The following is an 18,430-nucleotide window of genomic DNA, read 5'->3' as shown; positions in this document are numbered from 1 at the left end:
TCCGCCTGTGAACCACGGGCGGAGCCGCTTCTGTTACGGCTTCTCCTCACCTTTTTCATTCTCGTTACGATAACCGCCGCCCAGCGCTTTTATCAGCGTGATATCGGTGCTGAGCTGCTGCGCCTGCATATCGAGCAGCAGAAGCTGTTGCGCCAGCGCTAAACGACGCGCCTCCTGCGCCCTGAAGCGGCTCAGCAGTCCGCGCTGGTAATGGGCCGCGGCGCTGTTGGTTGCCGTCATCGCCGCGCGCACTTTCTCCTGCTGCATCGCCACCATCTGGTTGAGATCGTTAAGCTGGCTGGAGGTGATCGCCACGTCGCGCACCGCGTCGAGCACTGCCTGGTTGTACTGTTTGATCAGGATGTTACTGGCGGTACGGACTGATTTCAGGTGGGCATTTAACCGCCCGCCGTCAAACAGCGGCAAAGTGAGCGCAGGCAGAATATTGAGCTGCTGGAAGGAGTAGCGGAAGAGATCGCCGACATCAAAAGCGTTGTAACCCCAGAAAGCTTTGATATCAAAGTGCGGGTAAAACGCTGCCTTCGCTGAGTCCACCTGGCTCATGGTGGCAGTGACATACCCGCGCAGCGCCTGTAGATCGGGGCGGCGCGCCAGCAGTTCAAAGGAGAGCGACGCGGGCAGCGTTTGTTGAAGTTGCGGCAGCGCCACCGGATGAATGTCAGGCATGCTCTGCGCGTCCGCGCCAATCAGCGCCCGCAGGGTCTCGCGGTAGCGGGTTAACGCGCCGTTCGCTTCCACCAGCTGTTGCTGCGCCGCCAGCCGTTCAGCCTGCGCACCGGCGAGATCGACACTATCCTCCAGCCCGCGCGCCGCACGCTGCTGATGCGCCTGCTCGGAGAAGCGGGCAATCTCTTGCTGCTCATTGAGCAGGGCGATGCGCGCGAAAGTCGCCTGCATCGCAAAGTAGAGCTGAGCAACGCTGCTGGCGATATCCAGCTCAATCGCCGCCGTCTCGGCAAGCCTCGCATTCTGCTCACCAATCGCGGCTGCCACGCGCGCGCGGTCCGAACCCCAGAGATCGAGATTGAGCGACGCGCCCACGCCCACCGTATTCAGCGTGTACCACGGGCCCTGTTTATCAACCGGCAGCGAATAGGCGTAGGGCCAGGTCGCTTTCGCATCCCTGTCCGACACGCGCATGTAGTTTTGCGCGGCAACGGCCCCAGCCTGCACGCCCATTGCCGACTGCGCCAGCGCCACCGTTGACTGCGACTGGCCGACGCGCAGGCGCGCCGCCTGCATGGTGGGCGAGTTTTGCAACGCGCGGTTGACCAGCATGGTTAGCTGGCGATCGTGATAGTTTTCCCACCAGCGTGCCGCGGGCCAGCCGCTGTTTGCCAGATGGATCGCCTGCGCCAGTTGCGCCTTCTGCGGGTTGACGATGGTCACCTGCCCCGGATCGTCCTGCACCAGCGCACAACCCGATAACAGCAGCAGGCCAAATGCGGCCAGCGTGCCGCAGCGAAAACGCGAAGAGATCATTTTTGCGCGCATACCTTACTCTGCCTGTCGCGAACTCAGTGAAAAGGGAGATGGCCACGCAGGCAGGCTGGAGAGCACCTGCATCAGCGGCGGGCCATAGGGGTTTGCTGCATCGGCGCGCAGTGCCTTCAGATCCGGCTTCGGCTGCGCATGATCGATAGCCGCGGCGTAGGCCTCAACATACTCTGCGCAGCGGGGTAAAAAGGGATCGTCCGCTGCGGCATAGAGGCGATAGCCTTCGCTCAGGCGCACCAGCTCCTGCGCGCTGGCAAAGGTCTCGCCGCGCGGCCAGGCTTTCGCTTCTGCATGAGGATGCGCCCAGGTGTTGAGCGGCTCGGCGGCAACACGGTTAAGCAGCGCATCGCTCTCGGTCAGGCTCGCAAACAGCATTGGTGTCGTGGATTCCCGATCTTTCGCCCGCAACAGCCCGGCAATACGCCGGTAGAGGCGCGCGAGGCTGGCTTTGAGCTGTGGCGCTTCGCTGTCCGGCCATAAATAGAGGTGGATCAGCGACGAGACCAGCACGCCGAGCAGAATACCGATCACCCGGTCGCGAAGCTCGGTTAAGTTGGTGAGCGGGCCAAACCAGCTTAAAAAGGCCAGCGCAAAGGTAAAACCCAGCTGGATTCCGGCATAAGCAATGCGCTCTGAACCGCCCGCCAGCCAGGCGGCCAGCGCCATTACCGGCAGCGCCATCCCCAGCAGGCCAACCAGCGACTCTGTCCACGGTTGAATGAAGAGAATCAGCAGCAGCGCCAGCAGGGTTGCCAGCAGCGCGCCGCCAATACGCAGCGCGATCTTCTGCATCGTCGCGCCAAGCCCCGGCTGCGCCACAATCACGCAGCTCAGCATAATGGTGTGGATGCCCTGCCAGTCCGTCGCGGTATAGAAGACGTAGCAGAGCAGCGTGGCCAGCACGGTTTTCAAAGTGAAGTGCAGATAGGCCGGGTTGCGCCAGGCATCCGGCGGCATTAAGGCTATCTTCTCCCCCTCGCCTGGCGGCAAGGCAACGCTTTCTCCGCGCTGAAGCGAGGCCAACAGCTCGGCAATCTCGCGCACAATCACATCATGCTTACTGTCAACGGGATCGCAACTCTCTTGTCCTGCCGGCAGGTTGCCCTCCTCCACCTGCTGCGCCAGTGCAAACAGCGCATCGGCAAGCGGCCGCCGCGCCGCATTGTCCGCACCGGGTTGCAGGAGCGCAATCAGTTGATAGCTGCGCAGGGTAAACGCCATCACGCTCTGCCACTTCTGCAAATTGTCAGCAATTTCTGTGCTGGAGAGCCGCGCCAGCTTAAACAGCGTGTGCAGTTGCGCAACCTGGCGGGCAATGGCGCTAAAGGTGGGGCGGGTCTGTTCGAGGGAGTCAGCATCGGTTTGCGTCAGGCAGGTCGCCGTCTGGCGCAGCATCGCGGCGAGCGCGCTTTTGAACTGCCAGCCAGGAAACGCCTGCGCAAAACAGGCATTGACCAGCAGCGTCACCACAATGGCGCTGTTGATCGCCACCCACAGCCACAGCAGCAGGCGCACGAGGATCTCGCTCTGCCCGGTCATGGAGGGGAAAGTTTGCGCATAGATCACCGCCAGCGCCACGACAAAAAAGGCCAGCCCCAGCTTGCCCATAATGCGCATCAGATAGACGGCAAGCGAGAAGAGCAGCACCGAGGCGACAAGGCGCACCAGCGGATAGTCATAGGTCCACTTGATAATCAGCAGCACGCCGCCCAGTACCAGCGTCACCACCAGCATAAAGGCGACGCTGACCAGCGAAATCATCACTACGTTGGGCTGGCTGACATAAAAAACGACAATCAGGGCTATCGCCAGAAAGGGGATCTGCAGGCTCATAAACAGCGCAATCAGGATCGCGCAGCTGAGGGTCATACGCAGGGTGTAGTTGCCCCGCCCCGGCGTGGCGCGCAGCTCTTTTTGCAGATAGCCCCAGGCGCGCTCCATCGCGATACTCACTGCGGTTTAAGGGTAACGCTTGCGGAAGCGCCCATGCGGAACAGCGCCGGATCGGGGTGTTCAACGGCGATTTTTACCGGGAAGCGCTGCGAGACATGCACCCAGTTAATGCTTTTCGGCACAATCGGTAAACCGCCAATCACCGTTCCGCCCTCTGGCAGCACGCCAAAGCCGACCGACTCGACGCGGCCGCTAAAGCGCTGGCTGTGGTCGGTCATCACGGTGATCTCCGCTGGTGTCCCGGCGCGAATGCCCTGTAGATCCGTTTCGCGGAAATTGGCCACCACATACCAGCGGTCGTCATCCATCAGCGTGAAGACCGGTTTTAACGCCGAAGCGTACTGGCCGACCGTGGTTTTCAGTGCTACCACCACACCGTTAAAGGGCGCGCGCACCTCGGTAAACTCCAGATGCAGCTCTGCCAGCGCAATCTGCGCCAGCGCCCCTTCCCGCTGGGCCACCATCGCATCGACGCCGAGCACGGCTGAAGCTGCCTGGCTGGCCTGAAGTTGGATCGCTGCCAGCTCAGAGCGGGCAGCTTTCTCCGCCGTACGCGCCTGATCCAGCTCCTCCTGCGAAGCGAACCCTTGCGGCACCAGCGGTTCCAGCCGGCTGCGCGTTGAGCGGGTCTGATCGACCAGCGCCTGCGAGCGCGCCACCGCGGCGGCAACAGACTGCGCGTTATACTCCTGCGCTTTGATGGTGCGTCCGGTCAGGGTAATTTGCGCATCGAGCGCCGCCAGCCGCGATTTCGCATCCGCCAGCATCGCCTGGTAAGGTCGCGGATCGATGCGGAACAGCAGATCGCCTTTTTTCACGCGCTGGTTGTCGCGCACAGGCATCTCGACAATGCGTCCCGTCACTTCCGGCACGACATCGATCGTATCGGTGTAGACATAGGCATCGTTGGTTTGCGGAGAAGTCTGCAGATGCCAGATCACCGCAATCAGCGCCACGATAGCGCCAATCACAATGAGCAGCAGCGGCCACTTTCTCCGTAACAGCGTTGAGCTGGAATCAGTCATAGGCCTTCATATCTAAAAAAGTAAGAACCAGAAAAGCGCGGCAAAGAGAAACAGCAGAGCCAGATAGCTTATAACCAGCGGCGAAAAACGCGCCTGCCAGCCTTTACGCACAATCAGCAGATGACACGGAATAAGCAGCAGCGCGGCGGCGAGAAAACAGAAGAACCAGGCGGGAAATGACGCGCCCAGAATCGGGATAGCGGGCGGTAAGCCGCAGCCGGAGAGTAAGCAGCAGAGCATGAGCGCGGCCCCGCGCAGACGTTTTGCGATCCCTTTCACAGCCTTGCTCCTGCGCGCGAAATCATCGTCACTGACACCTTTTCTCCATCCCTTAGATAAATAATTCGCTAACGACGCGTGTGGCACACCCGACTCAGATTATGGGTAACCTTTGCAAGCGGTGATTATAAACCGCTGCGCCAGAAAATATAACGCTGACGTTACATTTCCGCTTTTTTGCATAACCCTCAGGCAAATCTCAAAAGCAAAATGTTCTCCCGCGCAGAATCGTCTGCCTGGCGGCAGAATAAAGCCGGGTACCTTTAACAATAACCGAACCACTCTTTTAAGCTGCCAACAATCAGCGAACGTAGCGCCGCGTCATCCTCGTTTTCGCGCCAGAATAACATCAGCGAGTGCAGGTTATTAAATTCATCATTATTGACATCAAGGGCGACCGCTCGCTTCGCCAACAGCTCCGGGCGCGCAATATGATCCGGCACGCAGGCGATGCCAAGCCCCTTTTTCGCCAGCATCGCGCTCAACGTGTAATCCGTTACCAGCATCGCTTCCGCCGGGGCGTGCAGCGGATAGCGATGGTCATTATTTTCATCCGGAAAGGCGGGATAGATAAGCGTCTCACCATCCAGTTGAAAGGCATCGATGTGGCGCTGCTGCGCCAGCCAGTGCTGAGGATGGGCAATAAGTATGGTTTGCAGATCGCCCACCACGCAGCCCTGCAGCCCGCAGGGCATGACCGGCAAATGCAGCCCCAGCACATAGTCGACGCGCTTAGCGCGTAAGCTCGCCTCGGTGTCATATAAGTCCGTATGGATAACGTGCAGCAGCATCTGCGGATAGGCCGCCTTCACGGCGAGCAAAATATCGGCCACCACCTCTTGCGGGATCAGTTCATTAAAGGCCAGCCTGACGATTTCCGGTTCGCGGCGTGTTTGTAATGATAAGGAGAAGGCCTCGAGCCGCTGCCAGCTGTTTACCATTGATTGTGCTTTTGGCAACAGTCGCTTGCCGTTGCTGTTAATTTTGACCACCGACCCATTACCACGGGTGTGAAATAAGGGGTAGCCGAGAATATCTTCCAGCTCTTTTATCCAGCGGCTAATTGTTGATTTCGAGCGATTCATTCGTTGCCCCGCCTGCAGAAAACTTCCTGTTTCTGCGGCGGCGACAAATGCGCAGAGCGCTTTATTTTCAATAATCAGATCGCTTTTTTTCATGCTGTTTGCGTCCTTACCTCTTCCCATTATTGTGATGAGCCTGACGCCAGGGCATCCGCTGCTCATTCCGCAGGAACAGGTTTAAGGGCTTTCTTATTACAACACATTGATGTGGGTCACTTTTAACCCGCTCTTGCAGAGAGTTAATAAGGCGCTATTAACATGCCAATAAAGATAATTACAAAATGAAAAGCAAATAACTAAATAGCGTCAAATGACGTTATTAATTGTCAATAAACCGCATCGCTTAAGCTTTTACTTATAAGTAAACAAATAACACTTTAAGCAAGCGTTCATGATTTATCTTTAAATAAATGTCACCTGTTGCATAAACAGAACATTTTGCCGGGAAGAACGTTTTATTATTGCCACAGCACCCGATTATTGCGGTTATTTTCTGGGTAGCGCATTTGTATCGCTATTCACTTGTGCTTATTATCGCGACGAACGTTATTATTCCCGCCTTTTAAATGGAGAACGCAATATGGGTTTATTTAAACCTACGGGTACACTACAGAAAATTATCAAAGTGAGTCTGTTATCGGCATTAATTAGCACCTCTCTTAACGCTACAGCGGCAAAGGATGTACCTAACGATCCCAATGACCGACCAACCCCTGCCGATATCATTATTATGAATGCCGATATCCGCACCTCCGATGCCGCCAAACCGCGCGCGCAGGCGCTGGCGATTAAAGATGGCAAATTTATCGCGGTAGGCAGCCCGCACTATATCAAGCTGCTGCAAAGCGATAAGACGAAAATGATCGACGCTAAGGGTAAAACGGTGATCCCGGGGCTGATTGATGCCCACACGCACCTGATTGCCGGGATCGATCTCATCAATGGGGTCGACCTGTTTGGCGTCAGCAGCAAACAGACGTGGCTGAAGATGATCAAGGAAAAAGTGGATGCCCAGCCGAAAGGTAGCTGGATTTTCGGCGGACGCTGGGACGCCACCTTAACCGCAGAGAAAACGCTACCCACGGCAGCCGAACTCGACAAAGTCGCGCCTGATAACCCGGTCGCACTGGTGGATGTCGATTACCACACCATGTGGCTGAACAGCAAAGCGCTGGAAGAGCTGGAGATCACCGATAAGACGCCCGATCCGGTCGGCGGAACCATTCAGCGGGATAAAAATGGCAAAGCGACCGGTATCCTGCTGGAGAACGCCCTGGATATCTACAACCGCTCGCCAAAAGTGATTGCCGCGCAGGGGGATAAAAGCGAGGGCTTGCGCAAAGTGATGGCGCATTTCAACAGCCTCGGCGTCACCGGTGCCCATGATATGTGGACCAACTCGGGAGACATCTACACCGATATGCTGAAAAAAGGTGGCTTCCCGATGCGCATCTGGTTCGGCTATATGGTTGATACCAGTGAAAAGAACAGTGGTGAAGAGGCGTGGAAAGCGCAGGCCGATAAGCAGAAAGAGATGAATGCTTTTGCCGCCGATAAAGAGAAAGCGATCGGTAAAGGGCCGCAGTTCCGCTATGGCTACCATAAATATTTTATGGACGGCACCCTGATGAACCACACCGCCGCTCTGCATGAGCACTACTCCGATCGCCACGATCACTACTTCGGCACCCCGCTCTATACCCAGGAGAAGATGAACGAGATGGTGCAGCGATCTCATCAGTATGGCTTCCCGGTTGCCGTTCATGCCATCGGCGATAATGCCGTGACCATGGCGCTGGAGGCGTTTCGCAACAGCCCGCAGGGCAAGGATAAAATTAACCGTATCGAACATATTGAGCTGACGAAGTACGCCAATATCGACAAGTTTGCGCAGAACGGCATTGTGCCGTCGATGCAGCCCGATCACGCCATTGCGCCTAACTACCTTGAGACACGTCTGGGGAATGAGCGCCTGAAGCGCGGTTACGCCTGGCAATCGCTGTTGACGGCGGGCGGCAACCTGGTATTCGGTAGCGACTGGCCGACGGCAAAAGAGAATCCAATGACACAACTGGGTGATGCCGTGTTACGCCTGAAAGAGGGCAAAGTGTGGTATGGCGAAAACGCCCTCACCTTCGACGAAGCGCTCTACGCCTACACCATGGCACCGGCCAAAATCAGCGGCTGGGATAAAGAGATTGGCTCGATTACCGTCGGCAAGTGGGCTGATTTCGCCATTGTTGACGGCAAAATCAAGGATCCGGTGCCGCAGGATATCCGTAACTGGAAAATTGCCGAGACCTGGTTTGCCGGCGAGAAGGTCTACGATAGCACAGAGAAGAAATCGTAATTCTCTCTTCACATGCGGAGCCTGCTCCGCATGTGAAGCTGAATGCGACAGGCCAGATTCAGAGTTTTCACGCCAGGGTGAGAAGTTGCCTGGCAGCATCACCGCCGCTCTGCTTGTTTTATCCCGAGGCCTGAAAAAAAATAGTGGGTGAGTAATCCCCTACCGGAATACCTTTTCCAGGATGGAAAGTCATGCATATTTTTCTGCTTTGCAGCGCCTTTAATGGCCTGTCACAACGTTTTTTTGTCGAACTCACCGATGCCGGTCATCAGGTCACCGTTGAGGTGTTTACCGGCGATGACGCGCTTGAACAGCGGCTTGCGGCGAACCCGCCAGACATTATCGTCGCACCGTTTCTGAAACGGGCTATCCCTGACTGCGTCTGGCAACGCTTCCGATGCTTTATTCTGCACCCGGGTATTGTTGGCGACCGCGGCCCCAGCTCCCTTGACTGGGCGATCCTTGAAGGGTGGCTCGAATGGGGTGTAACCCTGCTGGAAGCCAACGCGGTGATGGATGCGGGCGACATCTGGGCGACGCGTACCTTCCCCCTGCCGCCGATGGCGAAAAGCCGTATTTACCGCCACCTGGTTACCGATGCTGCCGTTGCCTGTTTGTGGGAGCTGATCGCGAAGTTACAGCAAGGCCAGCAGCATGGCGATCCCCTTGATTATGACCGCGCCACCACGCGCGGCCGTGAGAGAGCCGCACTGCCGTTAAGCGCGCGCACCCTTGACTGGCAGCGCGATCCCACCGACCTGCTGCTGCGTAAAATCCGCGCCAGCGACAGCCTGCCCGGTGCGCCGACGCAGTTAGCAGGCGTGCCGGTGCGGGTGTTCAACGCCTGGCAGGCTGAGGCTACTGTCGCCAGCCGACGTGGGCACGTCGGGGAGATTTTCGCCCGCGACGGCGATGCGCTCTGTGTGGCCACCCTCGATGGCGCGCTGTGGATCGGTCACCTGCGCCGCAGTGACAAGCACGCCTGTGCGCAGGTCAAACTTCCCGCCGCTGTAGCGCTGCGGGACGAACTCGCAGCGTGCGCTTCGCTGCCGGTACTCGATGCGCAGCACCCCAACAAGCCCTGGCTTGAGACGCGCGGGCGTGTCGCCATTCTTCACTTCCCGCTGCTCAACGGCGCGTTTACCGTCCATGACTCGCAGATCCTCACCACGCTCTTTGTGCGCGCTGCCGGAGATAGCAGCGTGGATGCCATCGTGCTGGCCGGGGGAGATGATTTCTGGTCAAACGGCATTGAGCTTAACTCCATTCATGTGGCGGATAACCCTGCTGAAGAGGGGTGGGCATCGATCAACGCGATCGATGACTTTGCCGAAGCGATCCTCACCTGTCGCGACAAGCTGGTAATAAGCGCGGTCAATGCTAATGCCGGCGCGGGCGGTGCAATGCTGATGCTGGCGGCCGATCGGGTCTTTATGCGGGCGGGCGTGGTGATTAATCCGCATTACAAAACCATGGGGCTGCACGGGTCGGAGTTCTGGACCTTAACCCTACCCTGGCGCGCAGAGGCTGAAGCGGCGGTAGCGCTGAGTGAGAATTGCCTGCCGATTAGCGCCAGGCAGGCGGCGGCGCTTGGCCTTGTCGACTCGGTGCTTGATATCCCGCGCGAGGCGTTTCTTGAGACGGTGGTAAGCCATGCCAGCGCGATGATTGCGCCTGCCGCCCTGCCCGATTCGCTCAAGGCAAAAGCGCAGGCGCAGGAGGCGATGCGCCGTGGGCGTCCCCTGGATGCGTATCGCCGGGAGGAGCTTAGCAGGATGAGAGGCAACTTTTTTGCCGACGATCTCCACTTCTCCTCTCGCCGTACCGCGTTTGTGATGAAGCAGCCGCCCTGTAAAACACCGGAACATTTGCAGCGCCATAACGCCGCCGTGGCAGCGAGCCTGGCGAGTTTGCGCTGCGATAAAAGTGACGAGGAAGTTTGACGCTGGCATCACCAGCGACTATAGATTTCTGCATGTCTACTATCGTTATCAAGGAGCGTTTTACATGGCTGATTCTGAACTGAACTATTACACAACTCTGGCCGAAGCCATTGACGCGGCGCGCGAAGCGTTTATCGCTAACAACCCCGACGTCGATGAAGATGACCTCAATGTGCAACAGTTCAATGTCCAGAAGTATGTGCTGCAGGATGGCGATATCGTCTGGCAGGCAGAATTTTTTGCCGACGAAGAGCAACCGGGCGAGTGCCTGCCGATGTACAGCGGCGAAGCAGCACAGAGCGTCTTTGATGGCGACTTTGACGAGATCGAGATCCGTCAGGAGTGGCTGGAAGAGAACACCCTGCACGAGTGGGATGAGGGCGAATTCCAGCTCGAACCGCCGCTGGATACCGAAGAGGGTCAGGCTGCGGCAGATGAGTGGGATGAGCGTTAATTACTCGTAGGGGCCGTGCTGGGCGTCTATCGGCAGTAGCAGGGTGTCGAACACCAGCGAGAGCGGCAGATCCAGCACGGTCAGGAAACGCCATGAGGAGTCACGTACGTCCCACTGCACGCCGGGGTAGTACTGATTCCCGTGGCCCTGGCCTGGGATCGTCCGGCTGACAATACTGCCGCAGCCGCTTAACACGCACACCATGAGTACCACCAGCATCACTCTCACCGCGTTCCCCTTCTGATTATGCAGATAAAAAAATACCGGCTAATGCCGGTATTTTCTTAATGATGGCTTATTTCGCCTTCAGCGCCAGTGGATTAAGCGACAACGTTTCGTAGTGCTTCACCCAGGACAAATAGCGCTCTGGTGATTCCCAGACGCGATAGTGCAGGCGTGAGAGCGTAACCGGGTCGCTTAACAGCACCAGACGACGATCGCGGTTGAGCTTCTCAGGCGTTTCATTCAGCGCCTGCTCAACGTGACGGTCGCGGGCAATCTCCAGCACGTTACTGGCACGGTGACGCGCGGTCGCCATCGCTGTCGCCAGCGCGTTGAAGGAGGGGTTAAACACGGCGTGCATAAACCCATCTTCCAGCGAGCGTGAGCGGTTCAGCTCCAGATAGCGGTCGGTATCAACCAGCACCTGCGGCGGAGAGTACTCTTCCGGGATCAGGAACAGTTTCCAGCGTTTGGTGCGCAGACCGACCGTTGAGCGGCTCGAGATCACCGACACGAACGGCGAGAGGATCAGCGAGAAGACGATCGGTGCCAGCCAGAAGAGGAAGCGCAGATCCAGCCACGCCATCCCTACTGCCCACACCAGGCCCAGCAGCAGCTGCGAGCCGTGACGCATAAAGGCTTCACCCCACGGGGTGGAGTCATCATCACGCTGCGGCGAGTTCCATACCACTTCCCAGCCGAGGAACGCACTGACCACGAACACCGTGTGGAACAGCATACGTACCGGCGCCAGCAGCACGGAGAAGAGCACTTCCAGCAGCAGCGACAGCGTGACGCGGAAGAAACCACCGTACTCTTTCGGCCCTTTGCACCAGACAAGGATGATACTCAGCAGCTTCGGCAGGAAGAGCAGCACCATGGTCGAGGCAAACAGCGCGATAGCCAGTTCCGGACGCCACTGCGGCCAGACCGGGAAGAGCTGGCGCGGCTGCAGGAAGTACTGCGGCTCGGTCAGCGCATGCACCACCTGTAGCGCCGTTGAGAGCGCGAGGAACATAAACCACAGCGGTGCCGAGAGATAGGACATCACGCCGGTCAGGAACACCGCGCGGTGAACCGGATGCATTCCTTTCACGAGGAACAGACGGAAGTTCATCAGGTTGCCGTGACACCAGCGGCGGTCGCGTTTCAGCTCATCAAGCAGGTTCGGCGGCAGCTCTTCATAAGAACCAGGCAGATCGTAAGCAATCCACACACCCCAACCGGCGCGGCGCATCAGCGCAGCTTCCACAAAGTCGTGGGAGAGGATGGAGCCTGCAAACGAGCCTTCGCCCGGCAGCGGTGCCAGCGCACAGTGCTCGATAAACGGCTGCACGCGGATAATCGCGTTGTGGCCCCAGTAGTGGGACTCCCCCAACTGCCAGAAGTGCAGACCGGCGGTAAAGAGCGGGCCATAGACGCGGGTAGCAAACTGCTGGCAGCGCGCATAGAGCGTGTCCATACCGGACGCGCGCGGCGAAGACTGGATAATACCGGCGTTCGGGTTGGCTTCCATCAGGCGCACCAGCCCGGTCAGGCAGTCACCGGTCATCACCGAGTCCGCATCCAGCACCACCATGTAGCTGTACTGGCTGCCCCAGCGACGGCAGAAGTCATCGATGTTGCCGCTCTTACGTTTCACGCGACGGCGGCGACGGCGGTAGAAGATCTGCCCTTCGCCCTGCACTTCGGCAATCAGCTCCATCCAGGCTTTTTGCTCCGCGACGCAGATATCCGGATTGTAGCTATCGCTCAGGATATAGACGTCGAAGTGCTTCTGCTGCCCGGTGGCTTTCACCGACTCCCAGGTGGCGCGCAGGCCCGCGAAGACGCGATCAACGTCTTCGTTACAGATAGGCATGATCAGCGCCGTGCGATGTTCCGGGTTGAGCGGTTCATCGCCTACCGTCGAGGCGGAAATACTGTATTTATCGCGCCCAATCAGCAGTTGCAGGAAGCCCATCAACGCCGTCCAGAAGCCGGCGGAGACCCAGCAGAAGAGGACGGCGAAGAGGATCAGGATCCCGGTCTGCAGCACATAAGGCAGCAGTTGCATAAAGGAGACCCACAGATCCTGGCCTGCCATATCGGCAGGGTTGATCAGCGCCCAGCCCTGATAAGGCAGGATGGTTTTCATGTACCAGGTCGCAACCACCGTCTGCGCAATCGTCAGCACGAGCAGGATATAGCGACGGATAGAGCCAACGGTACGCCACTTCTCCTCGCGAACCTGCTCCTCTTTGGTCAGACGCGACATATAGCGCGGCAGAACCTCACGACCGCGCAGGCGATCCCAGAAGCGCCCCAGGGGGTTGGTGCGCCAGGGATCCGGGAACATCGAGGAGCGTTTGGCTTTCGGCATCGCCTGCAGCTGCGCGCGTCCCTCGTCGTCCTTCGCCAGTTGCCCTTGCGCCAGCGAATCCGGCCAGCTGTTTTCCAGCCGCGCGGTCACCGATCCCAGCGGCGTGTCATCTTCACGCTTCCAGTCCGTGTGCTCCGCGTCCAGCGCTTCATGCACGCCGCGAATCGAATCCGTCGGCAGCGCTGCTTTTCGCTCCTCGGGGAGCGGCAGCGCGTCGATATACTCAGTTATCTTATTCATTGGCAGGTAGCTGATAGCTCCAGGTTTCACTCAGGGGCTGATCGGCGTTGACCAGCGCCGCGCGCATATCCGTGGTTTTCTTCGGATCTTTGACCTTCACGCGCAGCGTCAAACGCCAACCTTGGGTCACTGGATTATAGCGAACGGCGTTTTCAACGATCTCACCGTTATCGCCAATGCTCGCCTGCGCCGTTACCGGCGTATCCTGCGGCAGTTTTTTCATATCCTGGCCGGTAAAGTCGATCACGAACGCGATGGTACCGTCCGGCTGGCGGATAAGGTTGGACTGCTTCACATCACCCGTTGAACGACGAGTCTGCTTAACCCAGGCATTATCCGGCGCATGCAGTTTATCTTCGTCACGGCTAAAGGTGATGGTGTACTTGAAGTTCATCTCTTTGCCCGGCTCCGGCAGCTGATCCGGTGTCCAGTAGGCAACGATGTTGTCGTTGGTTTCGTCGTTGGTCGGGATTTCCACCAGCTCGACTTTCCCTTTGCCCCACTCGCCTTTCGGCGTGACCCACGCGCTCGGGCGCTGGTCGTAGCGGTCATCGATATCTTCGAAACGGGAGAACTCACGGCCACGCTGCAGCAGACCGAAACCCTGCGGGTTTTCCATCGCATAGCTGCTGACGGCCAGGTGTTTCGGGTTGTTCAGCGGACGCCAGATCCACTCGCCGTTGCCGGCCAGCATCGACAGACCGTTGGAGTCATGCAGCTCAGGACGGTAGTTGATTGCCGGCGAGGGCTGAGACGGCCCGAACAGGAACATACTGGTCAGCGGCGCAACGCCCAGTTTGCCCACTTTGTCACGCAGATAGACTTTAGACTGGACATCAACCACGCTGTCGCGGCCCGGAATAATGACAAAACGGTAGGCGCCGGTAGCACGCGGGGAGTCGAGCAGCGCATAGATGGTCAGACGCTTGTCGGTCGGTTTCGGACGCTCAATCCAGAACTCCTTAAAGCGCGGGAACTCTTCGCCGGAAGGGAGCGCCGTATCGATCGCCAGCCCGCGCGCGGAGAGACCATAGACCTGGCCCGCGCCAATCACGCGGAAGTAGCTCGCGCCCAGCATGCTGACGATTTCGTCGTTTTTATCTTTGCTATTGATGGGGTAAAGCACTTTGAAACCGGCAAAGCCGAGATCCTTAACGGTATCTTTGTCGTGCTGAATGTTGCCGAAGTTGAAGTAATCCGGGCTGTACTTAATCTGATGCACGGCGGTCGCGGTCACTTCGTTGATGGTTACCGGCGTGTCGAAGTACATCCCCTGATGATAGAACTCAAGCTTGAACGGTGTGTTGGTCTTGTTCCAGTAAGCTTTATCATGGTTGAACTGAATTTGTTGATAGTCCGCATACTTCATGTCGCGGAACAGCGAGGGCAGATTGCTTTTGGGTGCTTCATAGCTCTTGCCAGCCAGGGATTGCGCCTGTTTTGCGACATCGTCGATAGAAAAGGCCCAGCCTGATGACGTATAAAGTGACAACAGTACTGCTGCCCCTACCCAATGCATTTTCATCATTCGTAATTTAGGTTTCATAATAACTAAGCACTTCCCCCTTTGTGTGCTTAAATCGATCCGATCCATTTTAATGGAAACTCTGGCAATCCGACAACCGAATCCCTGCTTTGTTCTCAGGTACCGTTCATTGATTAAACAAATGCATCCGGCCCCCCATTTCCTTTTGCAGTCTTATCCTGGAGACAGGTTATCTGACATAGTGTAGGGTTGGTTTGGAATGTAATCATTATTTGTCTTATGGATAAGACGAAAAGTCTGAGAATGCACGGAGATATATGTCTAAATCCCCCGCACAACGTGAATATTTCCTTGATTCCATCCGCGCGTGGTTAATGCTGCTTGGGATCCCGTTCCACATTTCCCTCATTTACTCGAGCCATATGTGGCATGTCAACAGCACCTATCCGTCGTGGTGGCTGACGCTGTTTAACGACTTCATTCACGCCTTTCGCATGCAGGTCTTTTTCGTCATTTCGGGTTACTTCTCCTATATGCTCTACCTGCGCTACCCGCTTAAACGCTGGTGGAAAGTGCGTGTTGAACGCGTAGGCATTCCCATGTTGACGGCTATTCCACTGCTGACGTTGCCGCAATTTATTATGTTGCAACATGTTAAGGAGAACACCGCTAACTGGCACACCCTGTCGACTTATGACAAATTCAATACGCTGTCATGGGAATTGATCTCCCATTTATGGTTCCTGCTGGTGCTCGTTATATTAACGACGATCAGCTTGTGGTTATTCCGCGCTATCAGAAACAACGCCGATCGCCTGCTTAACGACATTTCTCTCGGCAAGCTTTCTGTCTGGTTTCTGCTATTGGGTATCGCCTGGGCGGCATTTCGTCGCGGCGTTTTCCTCTTCTATCCGGAAATATTGCGCGACGCGCTGTTTAATTTCACCGTGATGCAGACGCTGTTTTATATCCCCTTCTTCCTACTTGGCGCCCTGACCTTTATCAGCCCGCGTCTGAAAAGCCTGTTTGTTACGCCATCGCCCTGGTGCATGGTGGGGTCGGCGCTGGCCTTTGTCGCCTACCTGCTCAATCAGCGCTACGGCAGCGGTGAGGGGTGGATGTATGAAACAGAAGCGGTGATTACCATGCTGATGGGCTTCTGGATGGTGAATGTGGTCTTCTCGCTTGGTCACCGGCTGCTCAATTTCCAGTCTGCCCGCGTCAGCTACTTTGTTAACGCCTCGCTCTTTATCTACCTGGTGCATCACCCGCTGACGCTGCTGTTCGGCGCATGGATTACGCCGCATATTCAGTCGAACGTGGTGGGCTTTTTCACCGGGCTGGTATTTGTGATCGGCATTGCCATCGTGCTGTATGAGATCCACCTGCGCATCCCACTGCTGCGCTTCCTCTTCTCCGGCAAGCCGCAGGAGAAGACCGCGAAATCACCGGTGCAGGCCGGGTAAGCCACATGGCTGCTCTGATCTCAGAGCAGCCACTCCACCGGCAGCCAGTAGACCATGCGCACCAGAATGCGCTGCCACAAACGGGTTTGCGGCTCCTTTTTCAGCACAATCTCCTCGCCATCCTGCTGTTCAATCCAGTTGATACGACCAAAGCGGTCAAGGCGTAGTTGCCAGGTGATATCTTTCTGGCTGCGCAGAAAACGGTGGTGGATCTGCTTTGCCAGCGTTTCACTATCAATGACAAAGCCCATCTCAGTATTCAGCACCGCGGATCGCGGGTCGAAGTTAAACGAGCCGATAAAGACCTTTTCACCGTCAATACTGAAGGTTTTCGCATGCAGGCTGGAGCCGGAGTTACCGGTTAAACCACGGTCATGCACCGGGTGAATGGGCGCTTCCCCGCGCGTCGGCTTTAGCTCATAAAGCTCAATCCCGTGGCGCAGCAGCTTTTTGCGCCAGCGCGCATAACCTGCGTGCACCACCGTGACATCGTTGGCGGCAAGGGAGTTGGTCAGAATGGCGATCTTCACCCCTTTACGCGCCAGCTGTAGCAGCAGGGCAACGCCCGCGCGGCCTGGCACAAAATAGGCCGAGATGATGTCAATCTGCCGATCCGGTTTACCCATCACATTCAGCAGTCGCTGCGGCAATAACGTGTGCTCGCGCGCTTTGCCCTCCCCTTTACGCGGGTCATCGCTCAGCAGACGCGTTTTTGCCCACATCAGCGGCAGCGTGCCGTTTTCAAGGTGCGCGGCGAAATGCGTAGAAGCGAGCCTCTCCTGGTAGCGCACGGCGGTGATATCTTCCCGCCAGCTCTCCGGCAGACGAATGCGTTCGGCAATCTCCTCCGGCGACAGCGAGAGTACGCTGCGCAGTGATGAGACCGAGGCCGAGTTCCAGTAGCGCAAGAAATCCCGCTCCACCTCTTTCACCACCGGGCCGATCGCCATTACGTCGAGATCGGTAAACAGCGGCTCTTCGCCAATGCCAAAATAGGCATCGCCAATATTGCGGCCACCTACCAGCGTCACCACGCCATCAACGGTGAAACTTTTATTGTGCATCCGCCGGTTAAGGCGCGCGAAATCCGTTAAATAGCCGAGCGCACGCAGGGAGCGAAAGGAGAAAGGGTTAAATAGCCGCACCTCAATATTGGGGTGGTTATCAAGCTGGCGCAGCACGCCATCCATGCCGAGGGTGTTGTTATCATCCAGCAGCAGACGCACCTTCACGCCGCGATCGGCGGCGGCAAGCAGTGCCAGCATCAACAAGCGGCCGGAGGTGTCATCTTCCCAGATGTAGTACTGCACATCGAGCGTGCGCTCCGCCAGCTCCGCTAACCGGTAGCGGGCGACAAAGGCGTCCATACTGTCATCGAGAATATGCAGACCGCAAAGACCGGGGTGCGCCTCACAAACGGGTGCAACGGCGCGCCCAAGCCGGGAATCAGCGTGCAGGGTCGGCACCGTGTTGGGTGAGTAGGCGTTGATAGAGTCGCAGAGTTTCATCGTCATAGCAGACAAAGTATATCTGCCGTAACAGAGAATAGCGGGTTAGATAATCCGAAACGGTGTTGATGGCGATCTCCGCCGCAGCCGCTTTCGGGTAACCGTACACGCCGGTGCTGATAGCAGGAAAAGCAATAGAGGCGTAGCCATTCGCATCCGCCAGCTTCAGGCTGTTGCGATAGGCATCTTCAAGCAGATGGGCTTCGTTATCATTTCCGCCGCGCCAGACCGGACCGACCGCATGGATCACCGCTTTGGCGTTAAGATTGCCGGCGGCGGTGATCACCGCATGGCCCGGCGGACACTCGCCCTGCTGCTGGCGAACCTGTTTGCACGCCTCAAGCAGCGCCGGACCGGCTGCGCGATGAATCGCGCCATCAACCCCGCCGCCGCCGAGTAAAGACGCGTTGGCGGCGTTGACAATAACATCCACCTCAAGGGTTGTAATATCCCCCTGAATAACCTGCATACGTGATTCCATTATGGCTCCCTTGTCGGTGCAAAACCGAGATCATGCACTAAGTGTATACTGGCGCAACGGA

At 57.3% G+C, this 18,430-nt stretch carries 14 protein-coding genes; 4 read left to right on the top strand and 10 right to left on the bottom strand.

The features are described 5' to 3' along the window. Positions 1–33: 33 nt before the first annotated feature. From IAE50_RS01200 to IAE50_RS01180, 5 genes are all read right to left on the bottom strand, one after another. Positions 34–1,515: an MdtP family multidrug efflux transporter outer membrane subunit gene (locus IAE50_RS01200; RefSeq protein ID WP_200135518.1), complete on the bottom strand. Its 1,482-nt coding sequence runs from the start codon at positions 1,513–1,515 to the stop codon at positions 34–36. Positions 1,516–1,518: 3 nt separating this feature from the next. Next, positions 1,519–3,459, bottom strand: coding sequence for an FUSC family protein (locus IAE50_RS01195; protein ID WP_200579344.1), 1,941 nt, complete (start codon positions 3,457–3,459; stop codon positions 1,519–1,521). An 8-nt stretch (positions 3,460–3,467) separates the two neighbouring features. Beyond that, complete coding sequence (gene mdtN, locus IAE50_RS01190) at positions 3,468–4,496, bottom strand: multidrug transporter subunit MdtN (protein WP_200579343.1); 1,029 nt, start codon at positions 4,494–4,496, stop codon at positions 3,468–3,470. Between the two features lie 12 nt (positions 4,497–4,508). Then, positions 4,509–4,736, bottom strand: coding sequence for a YtcA family lipoprotein (locus IAE50_RS01185; RefSeq protein ID WP_083699469.1), 228 nt, complete (start codon positions 4,734–4,736; stop codon positions 4,509–4,511). A 302-nt stretch (positions 4,737–5,038) separates the two neighbouring features. Continuing rightward, on the bottom strand, positions 5,039–5,953 hold the full coding sequence (locus tag IAE50_RS01180; RefSeq protein WP_200579342.1) for a LysR family transcriptional regulator: 915 nt from the start codon (positions 5,951–5,953) through the stop codon (positions 5,039–5,041). Positions 5,954–6,482: 529 nt separating this feature from the next. Between IAE50_RS01180 and IAE50_RS01175 the strand changes: the two genes are divergently transcribed. From IAE50_RS01175 to IAE50_RS01165, 3 genes are all read left to right on the top strand, one after another. Then, complete coding sequence (locus IAE50_RS01175) at positions 6,483–8,207, top strand: amidohydrolase (protein WP_309228080.1); 1,725 nt, start codon at positions 6,483–6,485, stop codon at positions 8,205–8,207. 191 nt (positions 8,208–8,398) lie between these two features. Then, positions 8,399–10,150 carry an enoyl-CoA hydratase-related protein gene (locus IAE50_RS01170; RefSeq protein ID WP_200579341.1) on the top strand — a complete coding sequence of 584 codons (1,752 nt, stop codon included), beginning with the start codon at positions 8,399–8,401 and terminating at the stop codon, positions 10,148–10,150. Between the two features lie 79 nt (positions 10,151–10,229). Then, entirely contained in the window at positions 10,230–10,604 is a 375-nt protein-coding gene (locus tag IAE50_RS01165; RefSeq protein WP_094193033.1) for a MysB family protein, read from the top strand. Here IAE50_RS01165 and IAE50_RS01160 read toward each other — a convergent pair whose 3' ends face one another. From IAE50_RS01160 to mdoG, 3 genes are all read right to left on the bottom strand, one after another. Next, positions 10,605–10,823: a YceK/YidQ family lipoprotein gene (locus IAE50_RS01160; RefSeq protein WP_233631695.1), complete on the bottom strand. Its 219-nt coding sequence runs from the start codon at positions 10,821–10,823 to the stop codon at positions 10,605–10,607. It lies immediately after the preceding gene. 76 nt (positions 10,824–10,899) lie between these two features. Next, complete coding sequence (gene mdoH / locus IAE50_RS01155) at positions 10,900–13,428, bottom strand: glucans biosynthesis glucosyltransferase MdoH (RefSeq protein ID WP_076769671.1); 2,529 nt, start codon at positions 13,426–13,428, stop codon at positions 10,900–10,902. After that, complete coding sequence (mdoG, locus tag IAE50_RS01150) at positions 13,421–14,956, bottom strand: glucans biosynthesis protein MdoG (RefSeq protein WP_094420254.1); 1,536 nt, start codon at positions 14,954–14,956, stop codon at positions 13,421–13,423. The genes mdoH and mdoG overlap by 8 nt, the downstream gene beginning before the upstream one ends. Positions 14,957–15,231: 275 nt before the next feature. Between mdoG and mdoC the strand changes: the two genes are divergently transcribed. Beyond that, positions 15,232–16,380 (top strand): glucans biosynthesis protein MdoC, encoded by a 1,149-nt coding sequence (gene mdoC, locus IAE50_RS01145; protein WP_094420255.1) that lies wholly within the window; start codon positions 15,232–15,234, stop codon positions 16,378–16,380. Between the two features lie 20 nt (positions 16,381–16,400). Here the strand turns inward: mdoC and IAE50_RS01140 are convergent, their stop codons facing one another. Beyond that, positions 16,401–17,894, bottom strand: coding sequence for a phospholipase D family protein (locus tag IAE50_RS01140; RefSeq protein ID WP_370569044.1), 1,494 nt, complete (start codon positions 17,892–17,894; stop codon positions 16,401–16,403). Then, complete coding sequence (gene ymdB, locus IAE50_RS01135) at positions 17,827–18,369, bottom strand: O-acetyl-ADP-ribose deacetylase (RefSeq protein WP_023481602.1); 543 nt, start codon at positions 18,367–18,369, stop codon at positions 17,827–17,829. Before ymdB ends, IAE50_RS01140 begins: the two co-directional genes overlap by 68 nt. Positions 18,370–18,430: the final 61 nt, after the last annotated feature.

The organism is Kosakonia sp. S42 (assembly GCF_016624785.1).
In the GTDB taxonomy this organism is placed as follows: Bacteria; Pseudomonadota; Gammaproteobacteria; order Enterobacterales; family Enterobacteriaceae; genus Kosakonia; species Kosakonia cowanii.
Note: the sequence above shows the minus strand (reverse complement) of the source record. Positions and strands in the feature narration are given on the sequence as shown.

What these genes read in the sequence shown, in the direction of transcription:
- IAE50_RS01200 (WP_200135518.1), bottom strand. Translation starts at nt 1,515, where the DNA reads ATGCGCGCAAAAATGATCTCTTCGCGTTTTCGCTGCGGCACGCTGGCC.
- IAE50_RS01195 (WP_200579344.1), bottom strand. Translation starts at nt 3,459, where the DNA reads ATGGAGCGCGCCTGGGGCTATCTGCAAAAAGAGCTGCGCGCCACGCCG.
- mdtN (WP_200579343.1), bottom strand. Translation starts at nt 4,496, where the DNA reads ATGACTGATTCCAGCTCAACGCTGTTACGGAGAAAGTGGCCGCTGCTG.
- IAE50_RS01185 (WP_083699469.1), bottom strand. Translation starts at nt 4,736, where the DNA reads ATGCTCTGCTGCTTACTCTCCGGCTGCGGCTTACCGCCCGCTATCCCG.
- IAE50_RS01180 (WP_200579342.1), bottom strand. Translation starts at nt 5,953, where the DNA reads ATGAAAAAAAGCGATCTGATTATTGAAAATAAAGCGCTCTGCGCATTT.
- IAE50_RS01170 (WP_200579341.1), top strand. Translation starts at nt 8,399, where the DNA reads ATGCATATTTTTCTGCTTTGCAGCGCCTTTAATGGCCTGTCACAACGT.
- IAE50_RS01160 (WP_233631695.1), bottom strand. Translation starts at nt 10,823, where the DNA reads ATGCTGGTGGTACTCATGGTGTGCGTGTTAAGCGGCTGCGGCAGTATT.
- mdoH (WP_076769671.1), bottom strand. Translation starts at nt 13,428, where the DNA reads ATGAATAAGATAACTGAGTATATCGACGCGCTGCCGCTCCCCGAGGAG.
- mdoG (WP_094420254.1), bottom strand. Translation starts at nt 14,956, where the DNA reads ATGATGAAAATGCATTGGGTAGGGGCAGCAGTACTGTTGTCACTTTAT.
- mdoC (WP_094420255.1), top strand. Translation starts at nt 15,232, where the DNA reads ATGTCTAAATCCCCCGCACAACGTGAATATTTCCTTGATTCCATCCGC.
- IAE50_RS01140 (WP_370569044.1), bottom strand. Translation starts at nt 17,894, where the DNA reads ATGACGATGAAACTCTGCGACTCTATCAACGCCTACTCACCCAACACG.
- ymdB (WP_023481602.1), bottom strand. Translation starts at nt 18,369, where the DNA reads ATGGAATCACGTATGCAGGTTATTCAGGGGGATATTACAACCCTTGAG.